The 17,858-nt window shown below is 52.0% G+C and carries 15 protein-coding genes and 1 tRNA gene; 8 read left to right on the forward strand and 8 right to left on the reverse strand.

Annotated elements, in window-relative coordinates:
• Positions 1–83: 83 nt before the first annotated feature.
• Together IEV97_RS06330 and IEV97_RS06335 are read right to left on the reverse strand one after the other, a co-directional pair.
• The gene (locus IEV97_RS06330) at positions 84–911 is read right to left on the reverse strand and encodes a phosphatidate cytidylyltransferase (protein WP_188500667.1); all 828 of its coding nucleotides are present in this window, start codon (positions 909–911) and stop codon (positions 84–86) included.
• Between the two features lie 45 nt (positions 912–956).
• Positions 957–1,922, reverse strand: coding sequence for a CPBP family intramembrane glutamic endopeptidase (locus IEV97_RS06335; RefSeq protein WP_188500668.1), 966 nt, complete (start codon positions 1,920–1,922; stop codon positions 957–959).
• Between the two features lie 53 nt (positions 1,923–1,975).
• Here IEV97_RS06335 and dusB point away from each other — a divergent pair, with 53 nt between their 5' ends.
• The 4 genes from dusB to IEV97_RS06355 all read left to right on the forward strand — a co-directional run bounded on the left by dusB (position 1,976) and on the right by IEV97_RS06355 (position 6,668).
• Positions 1,976–2,965, forward strand: coding sequence for a tRNA dihydrouridine synthase DusB (dusB, locus tag IEV97_RS06340; RefSeq protein WP_188500669.1), 990 nt, complete (start codon positions 1,976–1,978; stop codon positions 2,963–2,965).
• A 234-nt stretch (positions 2,966–3,199) separates the two neighbouring features.
• The gene (locus tag IEV97_RS06345) at positions 3,200–4,045 is read left to right on the forward strand and encodes a DMT family transporter (protein WP_262890285.1); all 846 of its coding nucleotides are present in this window, start codon (positions 3,200–3,202) and stop codon (positions 4,043–4,045) included.
• A 161-nt stretch (positions 4,046–4,206) separates the two neighbouring features.
• Positions 4,207–6,204: a Na+/H+ antiporter NhaC family protein gene (locus tag IEV97_RS06350; protein ID WP_229733826.1), complete on the forward strand. Its 1,998-nt coding sequence runs from the start codon at positions 4,207–4,209 to the stop codon at positions 6,202–6,204.
• An 11-nt stretch (positions 6,205–6,215) separates the two neighbouring features.
• Positions 6,216–6,668 carry a hypothetical protein gene (locus IEV97_RS06355; RefSeq protein WP_188500670.1) on the forward strand — a complete coding sequence of 151 codons (453 nt, stop codon included), beginning with the start codon at positions 6,216–6,218 and terminating at the stop codon, positions 6,666–6,668.
• A gap of 31 nt (positions 6,669–6,699) precedes the next feature.
• Here the strand turns inward: IEV97_RS06355 and IEV97_RS06360 are convergent, their stop codons facing one another.
• Entirely contained in the window at positions 6,700–7,635 is a 936-nt protein-coding gene (locus tag IEV97_RS06360; RefSeq protein ID WP_188500671.1) for a GNAT family N-acetyltransferase, read from the reverse strand.
• A gap of 284 nt (positions 7,636–7,919) precedes the next feature.
• Positions 7,920–9,095, reverse strand: coding sequence for an ATP-binding protein (locus tag IEV97_RS06365; RefSeq protein WP_188500672.1), 1,176 nt, complete (start codon positions 9,093–9,095; stop codon positions 7,920–7,922).
• Positions 9,096–9,207: 112 nt separating this feature from the next.
• On the opposite strand from IEV97_RS06365, the gene hemA reads away from it, so the two are divergent.
• The gene (hemA, locus tag IEV97_RS06370) at positions 9,208–10,485 is read left to right on the forward strand and encodes a glutamyl-tRNA reductase (RefSeq protein ID WP_188500673.1); all 1,278 of its coding nucleotides are present in this window, start codon (positions 9,208–9,210) and stop codon (positions 10,483–10,485) included.
• Positions 10,486–10,690: 205 nt separating this feature from the next.
• Complete coding sequence (locus tag IEV97_RS06375) at positions 10,691–11,098, forward strand: hypothetical protein (protein WP_188500674.1); 408 nt, start codon at positions 10,691–10,693, stop codon at positions 11,096–11,098.
• 164 nt (positions 11,099–11,262) lie between these two features.
• On the opposite strand, the gene IEV97_RS06380 is transcribed toward IEV97_RS06375, so the two are convergent.
• Entirely contained in the window at positions 11,263–11,571 is a 309-nt protein-coding gene (locus tag IEV97_RS06380; RefSeq protein ID WP_076421268.1) for an ArsR/SmtB family transcription factor, read from the reverse strand.
• Between the two features lie 439 nt (positions 11,572–12,010).
• On the opposite strand from IEV97_RS06380, the gene IEV97_RS06385 reads away from it, so the two are divergent.
• Complete coding sequence (locus IEV97_RS06385) at positions 12,011–13,237, forward strand: Glu/Leu/Phe/Val dehydrogenase dimerization domain-containing protein (RefSeq protein WP_188500675.1); 1,227 nt, start codon at positions 12,011–12,013, stop codon at positions 13,235–13,237.
• Positions 13,238–13,642: 405 nt separating this feature from the next.
• Here IEV97_RS06385 and IEV97_RS06390 read toward each other — a convergent pair whose 3' ends face one another.
• A complete protein-coding gene (locus tag IEV97_RS06390) occupies positions 13,643–16,138 on the reverse strand; it encodes an AsmA-like C-terminal region-containing protein (RefSeq protein WP_188500676.1) in 2,496 nt (831 codons plus the stop codon).
• A gap of 203 nt (positions 16,139–16,341) precedes the next feature.
• On the opposite strand from IEV97_RS06390, the gene IEV97_RS06395 reads away from it, so the two are divergent.
• Positions 16,342–16,416 (forward strand) — tRNA-Val (locus IEV97_RS06395).
• Between the two features lie 224 nt (positions 16,417–16,640).
• On the opposite strand, the gene IEV97_RS06400 is transcribed toward IEV97_RS06395, so the two are convergent.
• Together IEV97_RS06400 and coaE are read right to left on the reverse strand one after the other, a co-directional pair.
• Positions 16,641–17,111, reverse strand: coding sequence for a hypothetical protein (locus tag IEV97_RS06400; protein ID WP_188500677.1), 471 nt, complete (start codon positions 17,109–17,111; stop codon positions 16,641–16,643).
• A 138-nt stretch (positions 17,112–17,249) separates the two neighbouring features.
• Positions 17,250–17,855: a dephospho-CoA kinase gene (gene coaE / locus IEV97_RS06405; protein WP_188500678.1), complete on the reverse strand. Its 606-nt coding sequence runs from the start codon at positions 17,853–17,855 to the stop codon at positions 17,250–17,252.
• Between the last annotated feature and the right edge of the window lie 3 nt (positions 17,856–17,858).

The following is a 17,858-nucleotide window of genomic DNA, read 5'->3' on the forward strand; positions in this document are numbered from 1 at the left end:
TGATTTTATCGGTGGTTAACAATTATGGTGGTAAAGTTATGTAATTATTACATACTCACACCTACACCTTTATCAACAATAAATTAGAAAATCTTAAGGAATGCGACGATGAACGGAACGGCCAGCACCAGGCTGTCGAAGCGGTCCAGGATGCCGCCGTGGCCAGGCAGCAGCGTGCCCGAATCCTTTACACCCAGGCTCCGCTTGAGCAGGGACTCCACCAGATCGCCCAGCACGCCGAAAACCGACACGATGATCGCTATGCCTATCCACTGGTAGAGCGCCAGATCGAGGAAGAACAGAGACAGCACCCAGCCAACAAGGATGGTCAGGATCGTGCCGCCCATCCAGCCTTCCCAGGTTTTGCCGGGGGAGATGCGCTCGAAGAGTTTGTTTTTGCCGAAGTTTTTGCCTGCAATGTAGGCGCCCGTGTCCGACGACCAGATCAGCAGCAGCAGCCCCAGGATGGGCTGCCAGCGGTACTCCCCCTGCAGGTAGCCCAGCAGCTGGAGCAGCGAGAACGGCACGGCGATGTAAAGCACGCCCAGTAAGGTAAAGGCGATGTTCGTGAACGGTTGCGGTTGCTTGCGGTACAGTTCCAACACAAACATCAGGAACAGCGCTGGCAGGATAAGGTATAGCAGCTCGGCCGGGGCGTCTGCTTGCTCGAACATGAAAACGAAGATGAAGATACCAGCCGCCAGCAGGGTGCCGTATACCTTGTTGGCCTTTATACCGGCTGCACCCGCCAGTCTGTAAAACTCCAGCGTGCCCAGCACGGTAAGCCCCAGGAACAGGATGAAGAAGGTCCACTCGCTGAAGATGATACCGCCGATGAATAGGGCGGCCCCCAATACTCCGACAATAAGGCGTTGCTGTAAATTACTAAGGGCAGATAGCTTGGTGCTCATGCGATATGGGTTGCCGGCAGCATCAGCCGGGTGATTTGTCTGGATTTAACTGTTTTGACGCTCTCCTGCGGCTTCGGCTATGCTTTCGGGGCGTGTGGGCGTTTGCATAAACTGCTTGTAAAGGTAATAGATTACGGCCGCACTCAGCACCGCCGATATCAGAATGGTCATGACCGGCATCGGCTCCGTCGACTCGATATTGAAGTCAATGGCGCCCGTTTGCTGCAGGTATAGCAGCACTACTGTGAAGCCGTTGTTGAAGAAGTGCGCGATGATCGGCACCCAGATATTGCCCGACCACAGGTATAGGTAGCCGAACAAAGCGCCCAGCAGTACGCGCGGCACAAAACCGAAGAACTGCACGTGTATGGCCGAGAAGATGATCGCCGCCACCCATACGGCTACGTGCGCATTGCCCGACCAGCGGTGCACCTGCCGTTGCAGCACGCCCCGGAACACCAGCTCCTCGCCGATGGCAGGTATAACGGCTATCACTAGCAGTCCCATCAGCAGGCGCGGAAACGTCCCGAAATTGGCGATCAGCTTGGTCAGTTCGGCCAGTTCGTCCTCCTTGGCACGCGCCCACTCCTCAAAACCCCGCATGAAGTCCGGCAAACCGAGCTCGGCGTTCCAGTTGATGATGAGCGAATTGGCTGGCATGATGAAGATGATCAGAAACCCCGCCAGCAGCAGCAAGGTGGGCAAAGGCAGCTTTTTCCAGTTCAGGTAATGGCCGATGTTCACCTTTGCCAGGCGCAGCATCAGCAGCGGCGCCAGCACAAAAGAGCAGAACTGCACCAGGCCCTGAAAGAGCAGGAGCGCATCGGCCGCTTCCGGATGCTCCGTCGGGTTGGCCAGCAGGTTGGTCAGGTCCATCACCTCTATTCCGAGCACCGTGGTTACCAGCGCCAGGTAGATAAAACTGGCCACAAAATAGCCGCCCAGCATGAATGCCAGCAACAGCAGCAGCACTAAAAATGGGTGTCGGTCTTCGGAGATGAAACCTTTCATAGAGAAGATTAGGTTTAATTGACGTAAATTTACGTGAAATTTTAACTTTTGCTTTGGTAAAGATAGCGAACATAGAACTGGGCGAGTTTCCGCTGCTGCTGGCACCGATGGAGGACGTGAGCGACCCGCCTTTCCGAAAAGTGTGCAAAGCCAACGGAGCAGACCTGATGTACACCGAGTTCATCTCTTCTGAGGGACTGATACGTGACGCCGCCAAAAGTGTGCAAAAACTCGACATTTTTGACTACGAGCGACCCATCGGCATCCAGATCTTCGGCTCCGACATCGACTCGATGCGCGAGGCCGCCATCGTGTCGTCGCAGGCCGGACCTGACCTCATCGACATTAACTACGGCTGCCCCGTGAAGAACGTAGCCTGCAAAGGGGCTGGCGCCGCACTGTTGCGCGACGTACCTAAGATGGTGAAGATGACCGAGGAGATCGTGAAAGCCACGCACCTGCCCGTGACCGTGAAAACGCGACTGGGCTGGGACGAAGACACAAAATACATCGTGGAGACGGCTGAAAGACTGCAGGATATCGGTATAAAAGCGCTGAGTATACACGGCCGCACCCGCGTGCAGATGTACAAAGGCGAGGCCGACTGGACCCTGATTGCGGAGGTGAAGAACAACCCGCGCATGCAAATCCCCATCTTCGGTAACGGCGACATCGACTCGCCGCAGAAGGCGCTGGAGTACCGCAACAGGTATGGCGTGGACGGCATTATGATCGGCCGCGCCAGCATCGGTCATCCCTGGATCTTCAACGAGATCAAGCACTTCATGGCGACCGGCGAAGTTTTACCAGCTCCAACTTTAGAGGAACGTGTAGAGGTATGCCGCCAGCACTTCACACACTCGCTGGAGTGGAAGGGCGACAAGCTGGGTATTTTCGAGATGCGCCGCCACTACACCAACTACTTCCGCGGTCTTCCTCACTTCAAGCCCCTGCGCATGAAGCTGGTGCAATCCGAGGACATCCAGGAAATCTACGACACGCTGGACGAGATCGCCCATACCATGGCGTATGAGGAAGCGTAGTGATTTAGAAAGTTAAAAAAGAAGAAAGTCAGAAAGTTTTTGAGGAGTTGGGGTATCGGCATACGTGTTGAGACTTCAACTCCTTTTATCTTTGCAGATGGTTCGAATGATGACTTACCAGAAGAGGCGAATTCTAACTTTCTACTTTTTTAACTTTCTAACTTAATTTAACTTATCAAAACTATCCCCTCTCCCCCACAGCAGCAAACAGGCACACCTACTATTGCCTGGATTCTGGTCATCATACTGGCCCTGATCTGGGGAACATCCTTTATACTGATCAAAAAAGGCCTGGTCGTTTACTCATCGGATGAACTGGGGGCGCTGCGCATGGTCATCGCCTGCGCCGCCTTGCTGCCTTTTGCTATCAAGAATGTGCGCAAGGTGGAGCCACACCGCTGGAAGTTTCTGCTGGGCAGCGGGCTTCTCGGCAACTTCCTGCCGGCTTTTCTGTTTGCCATCGCTGAGACGCGCCTGGCCAGTGGGCTGGCCGGAGTACTCAACTCACTCACAGCCCTGTTCACGCTGCTGGTAGGTGCCGCCCTGTTTGGCCAGTCCATTACCTGGATGCGCATGCTCGGCATCGTGGTAGGTATAGCGGGCACTGCCATTCTCATATTCTCGGGCAATGGCAACGCCGAGCTCGACAACATGTACTATGGGCTGTACATTGTGCTGGCCACCATTTTCTACGGTATCAGCGCCAACCTCATCAAATTCCGCCTGCACGGCATGAAGGCTATTGCTGTCTCCAGTCTGGCGCTGCTCACGGTGGGTCCTGTGGCGCTCGTATACCTGTTCACGACCGATTTCTGGCACAAACTGCATCATGTGCCTGGTGCCTGGGAAGCGCTCATGTACATCGCGATACTGGCCGTGTTCAGCACCGCCATTGCCCTGGTGCTCTTCAACAAACTGATCCATATCTCTACCACCCTGTTTGCCAGCTCCACCACCTACCTTATACCTGTGGTGGCGCTTATGTGGGGCGTTTTGGACGGGGAGGAAATTCAACTTTGGCACTACGTGGGCATGGTTATCATTCTGGCGGGGGTGTTTATTGTGAACCGGGCAAAGTAATTTCTGAGAATCAATAAGGCGATTCCTTCCTCAGCAGCCTCTGTCATACCCTGGCAGAGGCTGTTTTATTTTATCCCGGCAGGGTATGACAATATCAGAATTTTCTAATCTCTCGATAATTTACTTATTTAAGGGTTTACAAGAACCGACCCAACCACCATATGAGGTTATTACAGACCCTTTTGAGTCTTGCGCTGCTGATCCTTCTCTCATTTCAGGCAATGGCACAGGAAGACAGTTCAGAACTCGCCATAGAGGAACTCAAGCTGCAGGCCGTGAACGACACGGCTTTTACGCTGCGCGCCACCAACGAGTCGGGCAACCTGGTCAGGTATAGCGGCCCGCTGCCGGTGCGCATCAACGGCGACTTGCAGGAAATCAGCTTTACCGAAGGCGAGGCCCGCTTCTCTATACCTCAAAGGGCTAACCTGGTACAGGTGAGCGCCAACATCGGCACCCATACCATAGCCCGCCTCTACCGCCTCGATGCCGAGGCCGAGCACGGCGTGCGCCACTTCCCGATGTGGCTCTCCATACTGCCTCCACTGATCGCCATCATCCTGGCTCTTATCTTCAGGGAGGTGCTGCTATCGCTTTTTGCAGGTATATGGGTAGGAGGCTTTGTCATCTACGGCCTCTCCCTGAAGGCATTTTTCACCAGCCTGTTGGCTGTGGCCGACACCTATCTTATTGGTGCCCTCACCGATCCGGATCATATTTCCGTCGTCATTTTCTCGATGCTGATTGGCGGTATGGTGGCCATCATCTCCAGAAACGGGGGCATGGCAGGCGTCGTGAACAAGCTCTCGCGCTACGCACGCTCTGCCCGGAGCTCGCAGCTGGTGACATGGGTTTTGGGTATTGCCATCTTTTTTGACGATTACGCCAATTCCCTGATCGTGGGCAACACCATGCGCCCCGTTACCGACAAGCACCGCGTGTCGCGTGAAAAACTGGCCTACATCGTGGACAGCACCGCGGCTCCTGTGGCCGCCATCGCTTTTGTGACCACCTGGATCGGCGCTGAGCTGGGCTATATCAAGGATGCCACTGTCACACTGGGTATAGAGGAAGGCGCTTATTCCATGTTTTTAAACTCCCTGCAGTATGCCTACTACCCGGTCCTCACGCTGGTATTTATGCTGATGCTGATCTGGATGAACCGCGACTACGGTCTGATGCACAAAGCCGAGCGGCGCGCCCGTACAACAGGCGCCGTGAGCAACCACCGCCCCGACAGCCGCAGCGACGCCCGCCAGCACCTGGAAATGGCCGAGTTCGAGGCCATCGACCCTGACCGCAGCCGCGCTTTCAATGCGCTGATACCGGTGCTGGTCGTTGTCTTCGGAACCGTCATGGGCCTGCTTTTCACAGGGTACAACCCTGAAACGTGGGCTGATACAGGCATCGGTTTCTTCCGCAAGCTCTCCATGACAATCGGTGACTCCAACTCCTATACCGCGCTCATCTGGGCATCACTTTCAGGGGTGGTTGTGGCGATAGCCCTTACGGTGAGCCAGCGCATCATGAGCATCTACGAAACGATGGAGTCGCTGGTGACGGGCTTTAAAACGATGCTGCCGGCCATGCTGATCTTGGTGCTGGCCTGGTCGCTGGCACAGGTTACCAAAGAGCTTTACACGGCCGAGTACCTGACCTCGCTCTTCTCAGGCAACGTTTCGCCGCGCTGGCTCCCTGAGATCACCTTTTTCCTGGCTGGCATCATCGCCTTTTCTACCGGATCGAGCTGGGGCACCATGGCCATTCTATACCCGCTGATGCTGCCTGCCACCTGGTATGTGAGTCAGCAGCACGGCATGAGTGTGGAGGAAACGATGCCGATCATGTACAACGTGATATCGGTGGTGCTGGCCGGAGCCGTGTTCGGCGACCACTGCTCCCCTATTTCCGACACCACCATTCTCAGTTCGCTCGCCTCGGGCTGCAACCACATCGACCACGTAAAAACGCAGCTGCCTTATGCCATTACGGTGGCGCTGGTAGCCAACTTAGTTTGCACCTCACTCTCAAGCTGGGGGGTGCACTGGTTTCTGGTATACCTTATCGGAATTGCCGTGCTGTGGGGCATCATCAAGCTGATTGGAAAGAAAAACGAACCTGAGTCCATACGCGCTGAAGCAGTCGCAGAACTTACCTAAGCAAAGCGTTTATGATCCCAAAACTGCAACCAGGAAAAGGTATAGCACAGTCTAAAAAACTGGCAGAGGAGTTTGACCGCATGCAACAATTGATCGATGGGCTGAACAGCAAAGCCATACCGGAAGGTATAGCCGCTACCATTACGCAGCAGCTGGAGCCGCTCAACAGCCTGGATATTCCTGACAAGCAGTGTGCTGCCAGACTGAAAGAAAGCCGGCGCTCTATCCTGAGGCTTGTGGAAAAGCAATTAAACCTGGTTCCCCAAAAACATCATCTGAAACTGTGGATGGCACTGGGTATGTCGGCATTCGGCTTGCCATTTGGGGTCGTGTTTTCCCTGGCATTGAAGAATTTCGCCTTCATTGGGTTGGGCTTGCCGATTGGAATAGGTATAGGTATAGCTGTTGGCACCAAGCTCGATGAAAAGGCCAAAGCCGAAGGCCGACAGCTTGATTTGGAATAGACTAAAACAAGGCGACTTATTACCTGGAAAGCTAAAAGTCCAGTCTGTAAAAGTCGTGCACCAGGGTGCGGGCGCCGTAACTCTCCTTATACTTCACCAGGCCCTCGTTCAGGTATAGGCCCTGCTGCTCTGTGGAAATGCCGAAGCTGAAGTATTTTTTGTGTGGGTATACCTGGCGGATCAGGTGGTCAACCAGCACATAAGCGGCCCCTTCTTCCTGCGCCCTACTGTTCGCGCCGATGTACTGGCAGTGGGCCACGGTAGCGGTTTCGTATACCAGAGCGCCCGTCAGCAGCTTACCCTCCTGTGAAATTGTATAAAGGCTGACGTTCTCAGGAAATAACTGGGCCAGCCTCCCGACTTCCTCTGCTGAATGCACCGGTTGTAGCCTATGCCTGCTTTCAAGCTTTGTCGCTACAAGCTGCATAAAACCAGCATAATCTTCTGACTGCTGCACCTGCCACTTCTGCTGCCTGCCCTGCGAGAGGCGCCAGCGGCGGTCTTTGCTATACCTGGCTGGCTGCCCCAGGTCAACTACGGAGTTCACATCCCGGCGGTATAGAGCGGCTCCATACCTGAATAGGGCATAGAGGTCTTCTTCGGCTGGTAGTTGGTGGTAGATGTGCGGGATGGCTTTGTAATAAAGCGCCTTGAAATACTGCTCCCGGCTATACCTGACCAGGGCCTCAAACACCTGCAGCATCAGCGGACTTTTCATTTTCCGGCCGCTCACCAGCCCCCCGTAGCTCAGCCCTGCATGCGAGTGCAACTCGTTGTTGGCTACATTGGCCGGCAGCACTGCCACCAGCTTGCCTTTTTGGTAGAACAGCAATGAGTGGTCTTCGAAGCGGTCGGCATGATACGCCATGTAGTCACGCAGAAACAGGAACGTGCCGTTCTTGGAGGCTTTCACAAAAGCATCCCACTCCGACTTATGCCCATCGCTATACCTGACTACTGCTACCACTTAGAATGACTATTTGACAAAAGATTACTAGACAAAGGACAAAAGACGGCTATTCCCGCGATTAATAAAAGTTATACCTGTGAGGGTGCCGTCAACATAAAAGCGGACAGTTTGCTGCCTGTCCCTACAGCTATACCTGAGGTTGACTACCATACCTGCCAACGACCTTACCATGTAACGTCGCTTCATGCGGTTGTCTCCCACATTCTAGAGTCTTTTACTCTCAAACTCTATAACACACTCAACTTTCTACTTTTCTAACTTCCGAACTTTATAACTCAGAATCACCTGTTCAGCACGATCCGGAAGGTGGTGCCTTTGCCGACTTCGGAGGACTTGACGTAGAGGCGGCCTTCGTGGTAGTTGTCGATGATGCGCTTGGCCAGCGCCAGTCCCAGGCCCCAGCCCCTCTTTTTGGTTGTAAAGCCCGGCAAAAATACTGAATCCATTTTGCTCTTCGGTATACCTTTGCCAGTGTCGCTGATATCCAGGGCTATCTGGCTTTTGCCCAGCAGCGAGAGCTGTAGTTTAATGCTGCCGCGGCCTTCCATCGCATCCACCGCATTTTTGCAGATGTTCTCAATCACCCAGTCAAAGAGCGGCACGTTCACTTTGGCTGTGATTTCGGGGGCAAAGTTTGACGCTACCGTAAAGTCCACCTTGCTCGAAATACGGTTTTGCAGGTAGCCGATCGCATTTTCGGTTACCTGCAGAATGTTTTCGTCGCGCAGCAGCGGCACTGAGCCGATGTTGGAGAAGCGCTCCGTGATGATCTCCAGGCGCCGGATGTCTTTCCAGAGCTCAGCTGTGATGGGCTCGTTCTCGAACTTCGGGCTGGACTTCATGTACTCGTACCAGGCCATCAGGGAAGAAAGGGGCGTGCCCAGCTGGTGGGCGGTTTCCTTGGCCAGCCCCACCCATACCCTGTTTTGCTCGGCCTTGCGGGAGTAGCTGAAAGCAAAATACGCCATCAGGGCAAAGCAGGCGATCACCATCAGCTGCACGTAGGGATAGTAACGCAGTTGCGAAAGAAGGTCCGAGTCTTTGTAGAACACGTAGTTCTCAGAACCTTCCGCCCAAGGCACGATGATGGGAGCGTGCTGTGCCTTCATGCGGGCAATCTCGCGCTGCAACAGTTCATTTTTGCGCTCCTCCGAAATTTTGTCAGGCAGGTTGATATTTTTGAAATCGAGAATGTTCTCGTTCTCGTCTGTCAGGATAACAGGTATGGTGTGGTTAGATGAGAGGATTTCCTCTTCAATGAAAACGATGTTGTCATCGCTGGGCGCATTGATCATGTAACGCAGCCCCTTGGCATATAGCTGCACCAATTCCTGCTCTCTTTCAGACAATTTGCTCACCAATACGTTAGTGTACGTAATGGTAACCGCCCCGATAAAGAGCGCGACAATAACGACAAGAAACTTTATTCTGTTTTTCTGGGCGTAAATGGGAATCATGCGGTGCGCGAAAATTATCTGAAATTAGTAGAAATTAATTAATAAGGGCAAGGAAGTTTCTTTTTAATAAGCAAAGCCGTAATTTTGCACTTTAGTATTCCGAACGAACGTTATGCTTCAGAACTTTAAAGCAATCAGCCTGTCTTACAAGAAAGCGCCGCTGGATATCAGGGAACTGATTGCCTTAGATGAGAACTCATGCAGGCAATTTATTCAGACGCTGAAGAGCTTTATTCAGGCTTCTGACATACTGGTGCTCTCTACCTGCAACCGCACCGAGGTATACTATAACTCCGATGTGGACTATAGCACCGAAATTGTGAAGCTGCTCGGCATCACCAAAGGCATCGACAACATCACCCAATACCTCGACTACTTTACGATCCTCAACGAGCACAACGATGCCGTACAGCATTTATTTGAGGTGAGCATGGGGCTGGAGTCGCAGGTGGTGGGCGATATGCAGATCACCAACCAGGTGAAGCAGTCGTACCAGTGGGCGGCCGACAACGAAACCGCCGGTCCGTTCCTGCACCGCCTAATGCACACCATCTTCTTTACCAACAAGCGCGTCGTGCAGGAGACTGCCTTCCGCGATGGTGCCGCTTCTACGTCTTATGCCGCCATTGAGTTGATTGAGGAACTGACTGCCGATGTGGTGGCTGAGCCCAAAATCCTGGTGGTGGGGGTAGGCGAGATCGGCGCTGATGTGTGCCGTCACCTCAAAGACAAGGGTTACCAGCACGTCACCATCACCAACCGCACCATGGCCAAGGCGCAGGTCCTGGCGGACGAGTGCGGTATGACCGTGCTGCCGTTCGAGGATATCGTGCAGGGTTTGAAAGAGGCGGATGTGATCGTCTCGTCGGTGGCACGCGAAACGCCTTTCTTCACCAAGGAAATGATCCAGCGCCTGAACGTGCTCACATTCAAGTTCTTCATCGACCTGTCTGTGCCGCGCAGCGTGGAAGCCGAGGTAGAAGCCGTGCCGGGCGTGCTGGTTTACAACATCGATACGATACAGAACAAGGCATCGGCCGCACTTCAGCAGCGCATCAACTCCGTGCCAAAGGTACGCGCTATCATCGAAGAGTCGATCGAGCAGTTTAACGACTGGTCGAAGGAGATGATGGTGTCGCCTACCATCAACAAGCTGAAGAATGCCCTGGAGTCGATCCGCCAGGAGGAAATGGCCCGCTTCATGAAAAAGCTCGGCCCGAAAGAAGCCAAGCTGGTTGATAACATCACCAAGTCGATGATGCAGAAAGTGATCAAGCTGCCAGTGCTGCAACTGAAAGCGGCCTGCAAGCGCGGCGAAGCCGAAACGCTGATCGATCTGCTGAACGACCTATTTGATCTGGAAAAGCAACCGACAGACTCACACCAATAGTAACAAAACCATTAAATAATAGAAAGCTGACCCTAAAAAGGCCAGCTTTTTTTATGTCTAAACTTGCAACATATAAATATTTATACATATCTTTGCACATATAAATATTCAAATAAGATTTTTGCTTTAACCAGAAGGAATTCCGATCCAGGCTACGAGAACAGCAGCAAATAAATTCCACCCTATCACCCTTAGTGCAGTAAAAATGAAAAACATCTCCACTTTCCTATCCTTTATTACTGTTGTTCTGCTACTCAGCTCCTGTACCAGCCACTCATTTATGCTGACAGAGCGCGACATTGCCAATGATGGCATTGCCCCGATCCAGAAGTCAGAGTATAGAATGGTGGCCGACAAGCCAGCGGATGCCTATGCAGATGCGGACGCCAAGTGGGTTGCTACTTCCAAGCCGCACGTGGCCTCTACTTCCGCCCGTGTCGTGCGCCGCACCGATGCCGTGGCACTCTCTGCCGCCACTACCCACGAAGGCCACGAGATACTGAAGCGTGAGGTTGAAAAGGCCATGAAGAAGGAAAAGTCTGCAGCTGCCCCCACCAAGAAGGAAGCGAAGACAAAAAAGCAGAAAGAGACAGGCGATAAGATTTTACTCTAAGCCTCAGCACAAGAAACTACTTTGCGCGGTTCTTCGTGAACCGCCTGATTTTTTTAGTATAAAAAAAGCCAAAGGTCCCCGTCTGCTTCATTTTACGAAGGGAACGGAGACCTTTGGCTTTTCTATGAATGTAATACTCGGTGCCTCAGCACCTGGGCGGATCACTAAATGTCAATGCAGCATTCTTCCAGGCAATCGATCACGTCGATCAGCTTTGGAATGGCAAGGGAGTAGTAAATTTTGGTGCCCACCTTAAAGGAAGACAGCACCCCTTTGTCCTTCAGCGTAATCAAATGCTGGGAAGCAATAGCCTGTGGCAGGTCCAGATACTTATAAATTTCCGTAACAGTCATTTTATCCTCCTTGCCGAGCAAGTCCACTATCGCCAGTCTCTTCGGGTGTGCCAATACTTTCAGCATGGCTGCCGCCTTATCTATTTTCTTAGATTCAATTCTAGATAACAAACTTTTCATAATTAATAATTATACCTAACAGTTTCTACATACATTTAAACAATACAATTCATATTAAGATATATACGGCAACCGCGACATTTGGCTGATGTAGCTCCAAAGGAATTTTAAAATTTTCTTCTGAAGGCTCCCATAACACAACACACTCCTTGTCAGATACATCCTGAATGATGAATTGAGTACATGTACGTATAAAAATTAAAATTGGATATATGAAATACTTAATGTTGATAGATTCCTATATAGCGCTCTCCTAATTGCTTTCCTCCGTGAAACGTCCAACACGCTAAGCCGGTCACCGAAAATTCAGTGTCGCAACGTGCATTCCCAGCACAGTACAATATAAACGCCTGGATAGGTATAAGATTTCACAGCCCTGTACGCTCCGGGCTAATTTCGTACCTTTGCGGTCTGTAAACCCTTAACTACAAACAAACCCATGAAAGAGCTTCTCGAAAAATTTGAGAATAAACGCCCTGAGATAGTATTTGAGTGGAAGGATGCCGAGACCGAGGCAGAAGGCTGGGTGGTGATCAACTCGCTGCGCGGTGGCGCGGCCGGTGGTGGCACCCGCATGCGCAAAGGCCTGGACAAGCGTGAGGTAGAGTCATTGGCCAAAACCATGGAAGTGAAGTTCACCGTGTCGGGCCCTGCCATCGGCGGAGCCAAGTCAGGTATAAACTTTGATCCGGCCGACCCGCGAAAGCGCGGTGTGCTGGAGCGCTGGTACAAGGCGGTTATTCCGCTGCTCAAGAGCTACTACGGCACGGGTGGCGACCTGAATGTGGACGAGATACACGAAGTGATCCCGATTACGGAAGACTACGGCCTGTGGCACCCGCAGGAAGGTGTGGTGAACGGGCATTTTAACGCCACGGAGCCGCAGAAGATCAACAAAATAGGCCAGTTGCGCCAGGGCGTGATCAAGGTGATCGAAGACCCGGCCTATACCCCGGCTGCGGCCCGCAAGTATACGGTAGCCGATATGATTACGGGCTACGGCGTGGCCGAAGCTGTTTGTCACTATTATACCATTTGGGGCGGCTCGTATGAAGGCAAGCGCGCCATCATACAGGGTTGGGGAAACGTAGGCGCCGCCGCGGCCTTTTACCTGGCTGGCAAGGGCGTCAGAATTGTCGGCATCATCGACCGGACGGGCGGCCTGATCAGGGAAGAGGGCTTCTCTTTCGAAGAGATCAGGGAGCTTTTCCTGGGCCGGCAGGGCAACACGCTTTATGCAGAGAACCTGATTCCATTCGAGGAGATGAACAACCGCATCTGGTCGCTCCCTGCCGAAATCTTTATACCTGCCGCCGCATCGCGCCTGGTGACGCGCGGCCAACTCGAGCAAATGATCGCCAGCGGCCTGGAGGTAATCTCCTGCGGGGCCAATGTGCCGTTCCAGGACCCGGAGATATTCTTCGGCCCTACCGGTGAATTTGCCGACCGCAACATATCCGTTATACCTGACTTTATCGCCAACTGCGGCATGGCCCGTGTGTTTGCCTACCTGATGGAGAACGAGGTGGAGATCACGGACGATGCCATCTTCCACGACATCTCCCGCATTATCCGGGAGGCGCTGGAAAAGACGCACACGAAGAACCAGGCAAAAACAGAGATCGCGAAGGCCTCTTTTGAAATAGCGCTCAGCCAGTTGCTGTAACACTGTATAAGTCCCCTCGGGGCTAAGATATAAATAAAAAAGCCGGAGAAACTCCGGCTTTTTTTTCACCCTTATATCTTCAAACTGCAACGTATTCCTTAACAAGATAGGACCTTACCAAGGAACCTTACAGCATCTATTAAATTTATACCCAAAAACAAATACAAATCATTATTGTAATTTTGTTTTATCTAACGACCGAACGCCACGCAGGTTATACAACAAACAGCATTTTTTTAACAAACACTTCCTTTTGCGCAGTAAACGTTAGTTAACAAAGGATGTAAGTAAAATATAATTTTTACAATACAACCCCTGCTACCCCATAGCCCCTGCCCTATACCTGCCTGATGCTGTAGATCTGCTTAGGGCCTTATCAGGTATAGCCGCTTTATTTCTGACCTGCTAAAAGTCGAAGTACTCGCCTTCCTGCAGCTCCACTTTCTTTTCCTGTTTCACAGGTTTTTTGCCGCGTAGCAGCTCTTTCAGCTCCTGCCCTTCCTGCTTCAGGTCGGTCTTGATTTTCTCACGCACACGCTCGTTGTCGTACGCCAGCTTAAAGTCGCTCTCCTTGCCGCGCAGGGTCAGGAAAAGCGAGCTGTTCCCTGCATCTGTATCCTCAGCCACCACCCCATAAACGCTGTCGCGGTCACGCCGGCCACCTTTGCTAAGCGGCAGCTTGATGCGGTAATCCATGTCCTGGTCGAAGGTATGGGTACCGGAGATAGACACCGAAGGTATAGCCGACAGGTTGGAGCGGATGTCCATCTCCGGAATGAAGATGGTGCGCTGCTGTATCCAGAAGTTATTGCTGAGCTCTGCAAACTTCATGTTCGCCAGTTCTGACCGCTTCACGAAAGCCGACATTTTCTGCATCGGGGCAAAGCTGATCAGCTGACCGTCGCGCACCGTGGCGGCAATCTCCGCCTGCATGAGGTCCGTTTTGGTATTGAGCTGGCTATCGAAGTAAACGTCCGATACAATGTTGGCGGTCAGTCTGCCCCGCAGCTGCTTATCCGAAATAAAGCTCTGCCCGAAGTTCTCAAAAACATAGAACAGGCTGTCGACGCTCATGTTGCTCAGCTTGGTGGCCGTGCTCACCTTGATGTGGTCGCGGTTGCGTGCATCCAGATTTCCGCGCACGGCGAAGTCCCCCCCAATGGCGTTAAACGAGATGTTAGGCGTTGACACGATCTGGTTGCGCAGCTTCACCTCGCCTTTGATGTGCTCCGCCCGGAAGCGTCTGAACTTAGCCTGCCGGATAGTGGCGCCCAGGTCGAAGGCAATATCGGGGGAGATGTTGAACTTATAGGCAGCACTGCCGGTCTGTCTGGCGTCAGCCGGTGTATTCAGCTCTTCGCTTAGCAACTGATCAAAATTAAGGTATTGGCTACTGAAGTCAGCCTCTACGAGCAGACGCTGCTTGTCGAGCAGCAGCCAGGCCATCACGTTGCGAAACATCCCGTTCAGTACAAAGTCTGAGTCGCCCAGCTGGCCCTTGAAATCCGACACGGCTACGTCATTCTTCTTGAAAATGAAGTTTCCATTCAGACTCTTCAGTGGCATCGGCATTTCCTTGAGGTTCAGCATCACGTTGTGCAGCGTGATATCGCCGCTTGTATTGAGCGTGCTGTTGCCCGGCCTGGCCTTGAACTCTTTGAGGTTACCTGCAAAGGCGATGTGCACATCCGCCAGGCCGCTGCCGCTTTTCACTTCCTCGAGCTGCAGCAGGTTAACCACATAGCCCACATCCAGCATGCCTTTGGCACTAAAGGCCAGGTAGGGATTCTCGAAATTACGGTAAGTCAGACTCCCCTCAAAAGGACGCTTGTTCAGCACGCCTTTCAGGTTCTTCACTTCCAGTAGCGACGTTGCAGCGCTCTTGCTGCTGCCATTTGTAAAGTACCCGTCCAGGTGCAGGCCTTCGATCTTCTGTTTGGTGTCAGGGTGAAAGAAGGAAGCGTTTCGGGCGCCAAACTCAAAGGCCACCTCGGGGTTTTGCTTGCCGGATACCTTGCCTTTTACGGTTCCTTCAAAGAAGACGTCCCCCTCGCTGCGGTACTGGCTGTACTCACGCGTAATATGCTGGGGCAGCAACGAGAGCAGCGACTGTATGTTGGTGTCCTTGCCCTGCAACTGTAAATTCAGCTCTGTCGTGCCGCCATAAGCGATCTTTCCGCCTACTTCATAGGCAGCGCCTTCTACCTGCACAACAGAGGGTCGCAAGGCAATGGTGCGCGCTGTGCGGTCTATTGTCAGGGCGGTATGCAGCGCGACAGACTTCCCCTTAAAGAACTCACTCTCCACTATCCGGATGGTGCTGATCGTGGCGTTCCCCTTCGTTTCGAGGGCTATCTTATCGTTGGTGATCGCCATGGCGGCAACCAGTTGCTGCGCGTCGGCTTCGATGTAGTGGTTCAGTTGCAGGTCGGTGTAGCGCAGCGCGACCTGGCTAAGGTTGATCTTCTCCAGATGGAAGGCGAAATCACCGGACGAGTTGGTGGAATCAGTCGCAAGGATATGGTAGTTGACCTGTCCGTTTTTCAGTACGCGCACGTGTATGGAGCCGTTCTCCAGGTATAGCTGCTTCACATCGTACTTACCGCGGATGATATCGAACACGCTGAACGTAAAATACAGCTTCTCGGCCCGGGCCAGCGACGAGTCACTGTCCGCTATACCTTCGTGCACGTTTACCTGCTTGAGCGCCACGGCCACCTGCGGAAACTTATCGAAGAGGGATAGCGAAATTTTGCCGACGTCGACCTTGGTTGTGATGTGCTTGTTGGCTTCGGCCACAAAGAGCCCGATTATTTTATCTTGGTACGCATACACCAGCCCTGCCGAAATGCCTGTGATCGCCACCGCTGCCAGGGCGACATAAAATAGCACTTTTTTCACAACACGTTTTCGTCCCAAGAGAAAGTTCAGATTTTAAGCATCTTACAAAAGCTAAAGGTACTGCAGTATTCACACGTGCACAATAGAGGATGCGGCTCGAAAAAAAATTTTAAGATTTTTTTATCAGATGTTTTGCAGTTCCAAAAAAACACCCCATATTTGCATCATCAAACGGGGACAACAGGTCAACGAAACGATAAAACGGGGTGTTAGCTCAGCTGGTTCAGAGCACCTGCCTTACAAGCAGGGGGTCACTGGTTCGAATCCAGTACGCCCCACAAAAGGACAACTTCAAAGTTGTCCTTTTTTTATGTCCATACTTTTCTGAAGCGCTATAGCTTCAATAAGCAAAGCCCGCCCCAGCTTCTTGTATAACGGTCTGATTTCGAATATAATATACCTATGCTAAGAAGGTCTTAAAATTCGCCTCCCCATATTAGATCAAGTTATCCAAAGGAGTATAAGGTATGAGAAGCCTAGACATGACTGTAGTCATGTGAAGTTATATTCCCCAACTGACCACTTTTTCATACTCGAAGCTTTCTTTCTGGCAGTCATGCTTAAAGTAAATTTGCACCCCATTACCAAGAGACAGATTCAGGTTCCCGTTCCACTTCCTCACCCCGCTATAGGGTATGAAGCTGACTACTATTCTCCCCCTTTCAACTTTCATTGGGAACAACTTTGTATGAATCAGGCTGTTATTATTAGACCTGTATACCTGCTTTATGTTTTCCCGTGTCAGAGCTACTATCTGGTATCCGTTCAAGCTATTTGGTAAGCCATCCAGGGAGCCAGGAAGCTCTAGATAGATTGTATTGCCTTCATGATTCCTGTTGCCAGCATACAAAGAGTCTATCTGAAGCGTGTACTGGTTCAGGGCTTCCAAATAGATTTCCTTGCTCTCATCCAATTGAGCATGTGCTACCAAGGTTGATGTAAGAGAGAGGTGTATAAGGAGAAGACTCTTCATGCTTTGCGATTATCTACAAGGGTTTCAGGAAAACAGAATATTAGAAAGAACGCTTCTGTATTCCTTGGGCATTCTTTCAGGTATAAGCATAAAAATAGGCATGCTATACCTGCAGGGCGCAGGTATACATAAAAAACCCTACTCAGCTATACCTGACTTGGAAAGGAATTGCTCGTGCAGGGCCAGCACCTGGGGTATGATAAGCTGTTGGTCGTCGTTGTAGACAATGTGCTGCGCCCGGGCTATTTTCTCCTCTTCGCTCAGCTGCTTGCTGATGATCGCTTTTATATCGGGCTCTGTGCGGTGCGGGTCGCGTTTGAGCAGGCGCTTGAGGCGCACATCCAGCGGGGCGGTCACGACAATGATCTCGTCCATCTGCCGCCATGACTCCGACTCAAACATCAGAGCGGCTTCCTTGATCAGATAAGGGGCGTTGGCATTCGCCGTAGCCCAGCGCTCAAAATCAAGACCTACGTGCGGATGCACCAGGGCATTTAGCCTTTCGAGTCGTTCCTGGTTGTTGAAGACTACTGATGCCAGATAGGCACGGTCCAGATGTCCTTCTGAGGTATAGGTTTCCTGCCCGAAGGCTGCCTGCAGCTCCTGCTTCAGTGCAAGGTCGTATTGCATCACCCATTTGGCGCGGGTGTCGGCATCATACACAGGTATACCCAGCACTTGAAACACGCGGCACACAATGGTTTTGCCTACGCCTATTCCACCGGTTATACCTATCCTGAGCATCCT

Origin of the sequence: Pontibacter amylolyticus (assembly GCF_014638845.1) — a bacterium.
Taxonomy (GTDB): Bacteria; Bacteroidota; Bacteroidia; order Cytophagales; family Hymenobacteraceae; genus Pontibacter; species Pontibacter amylolyticus.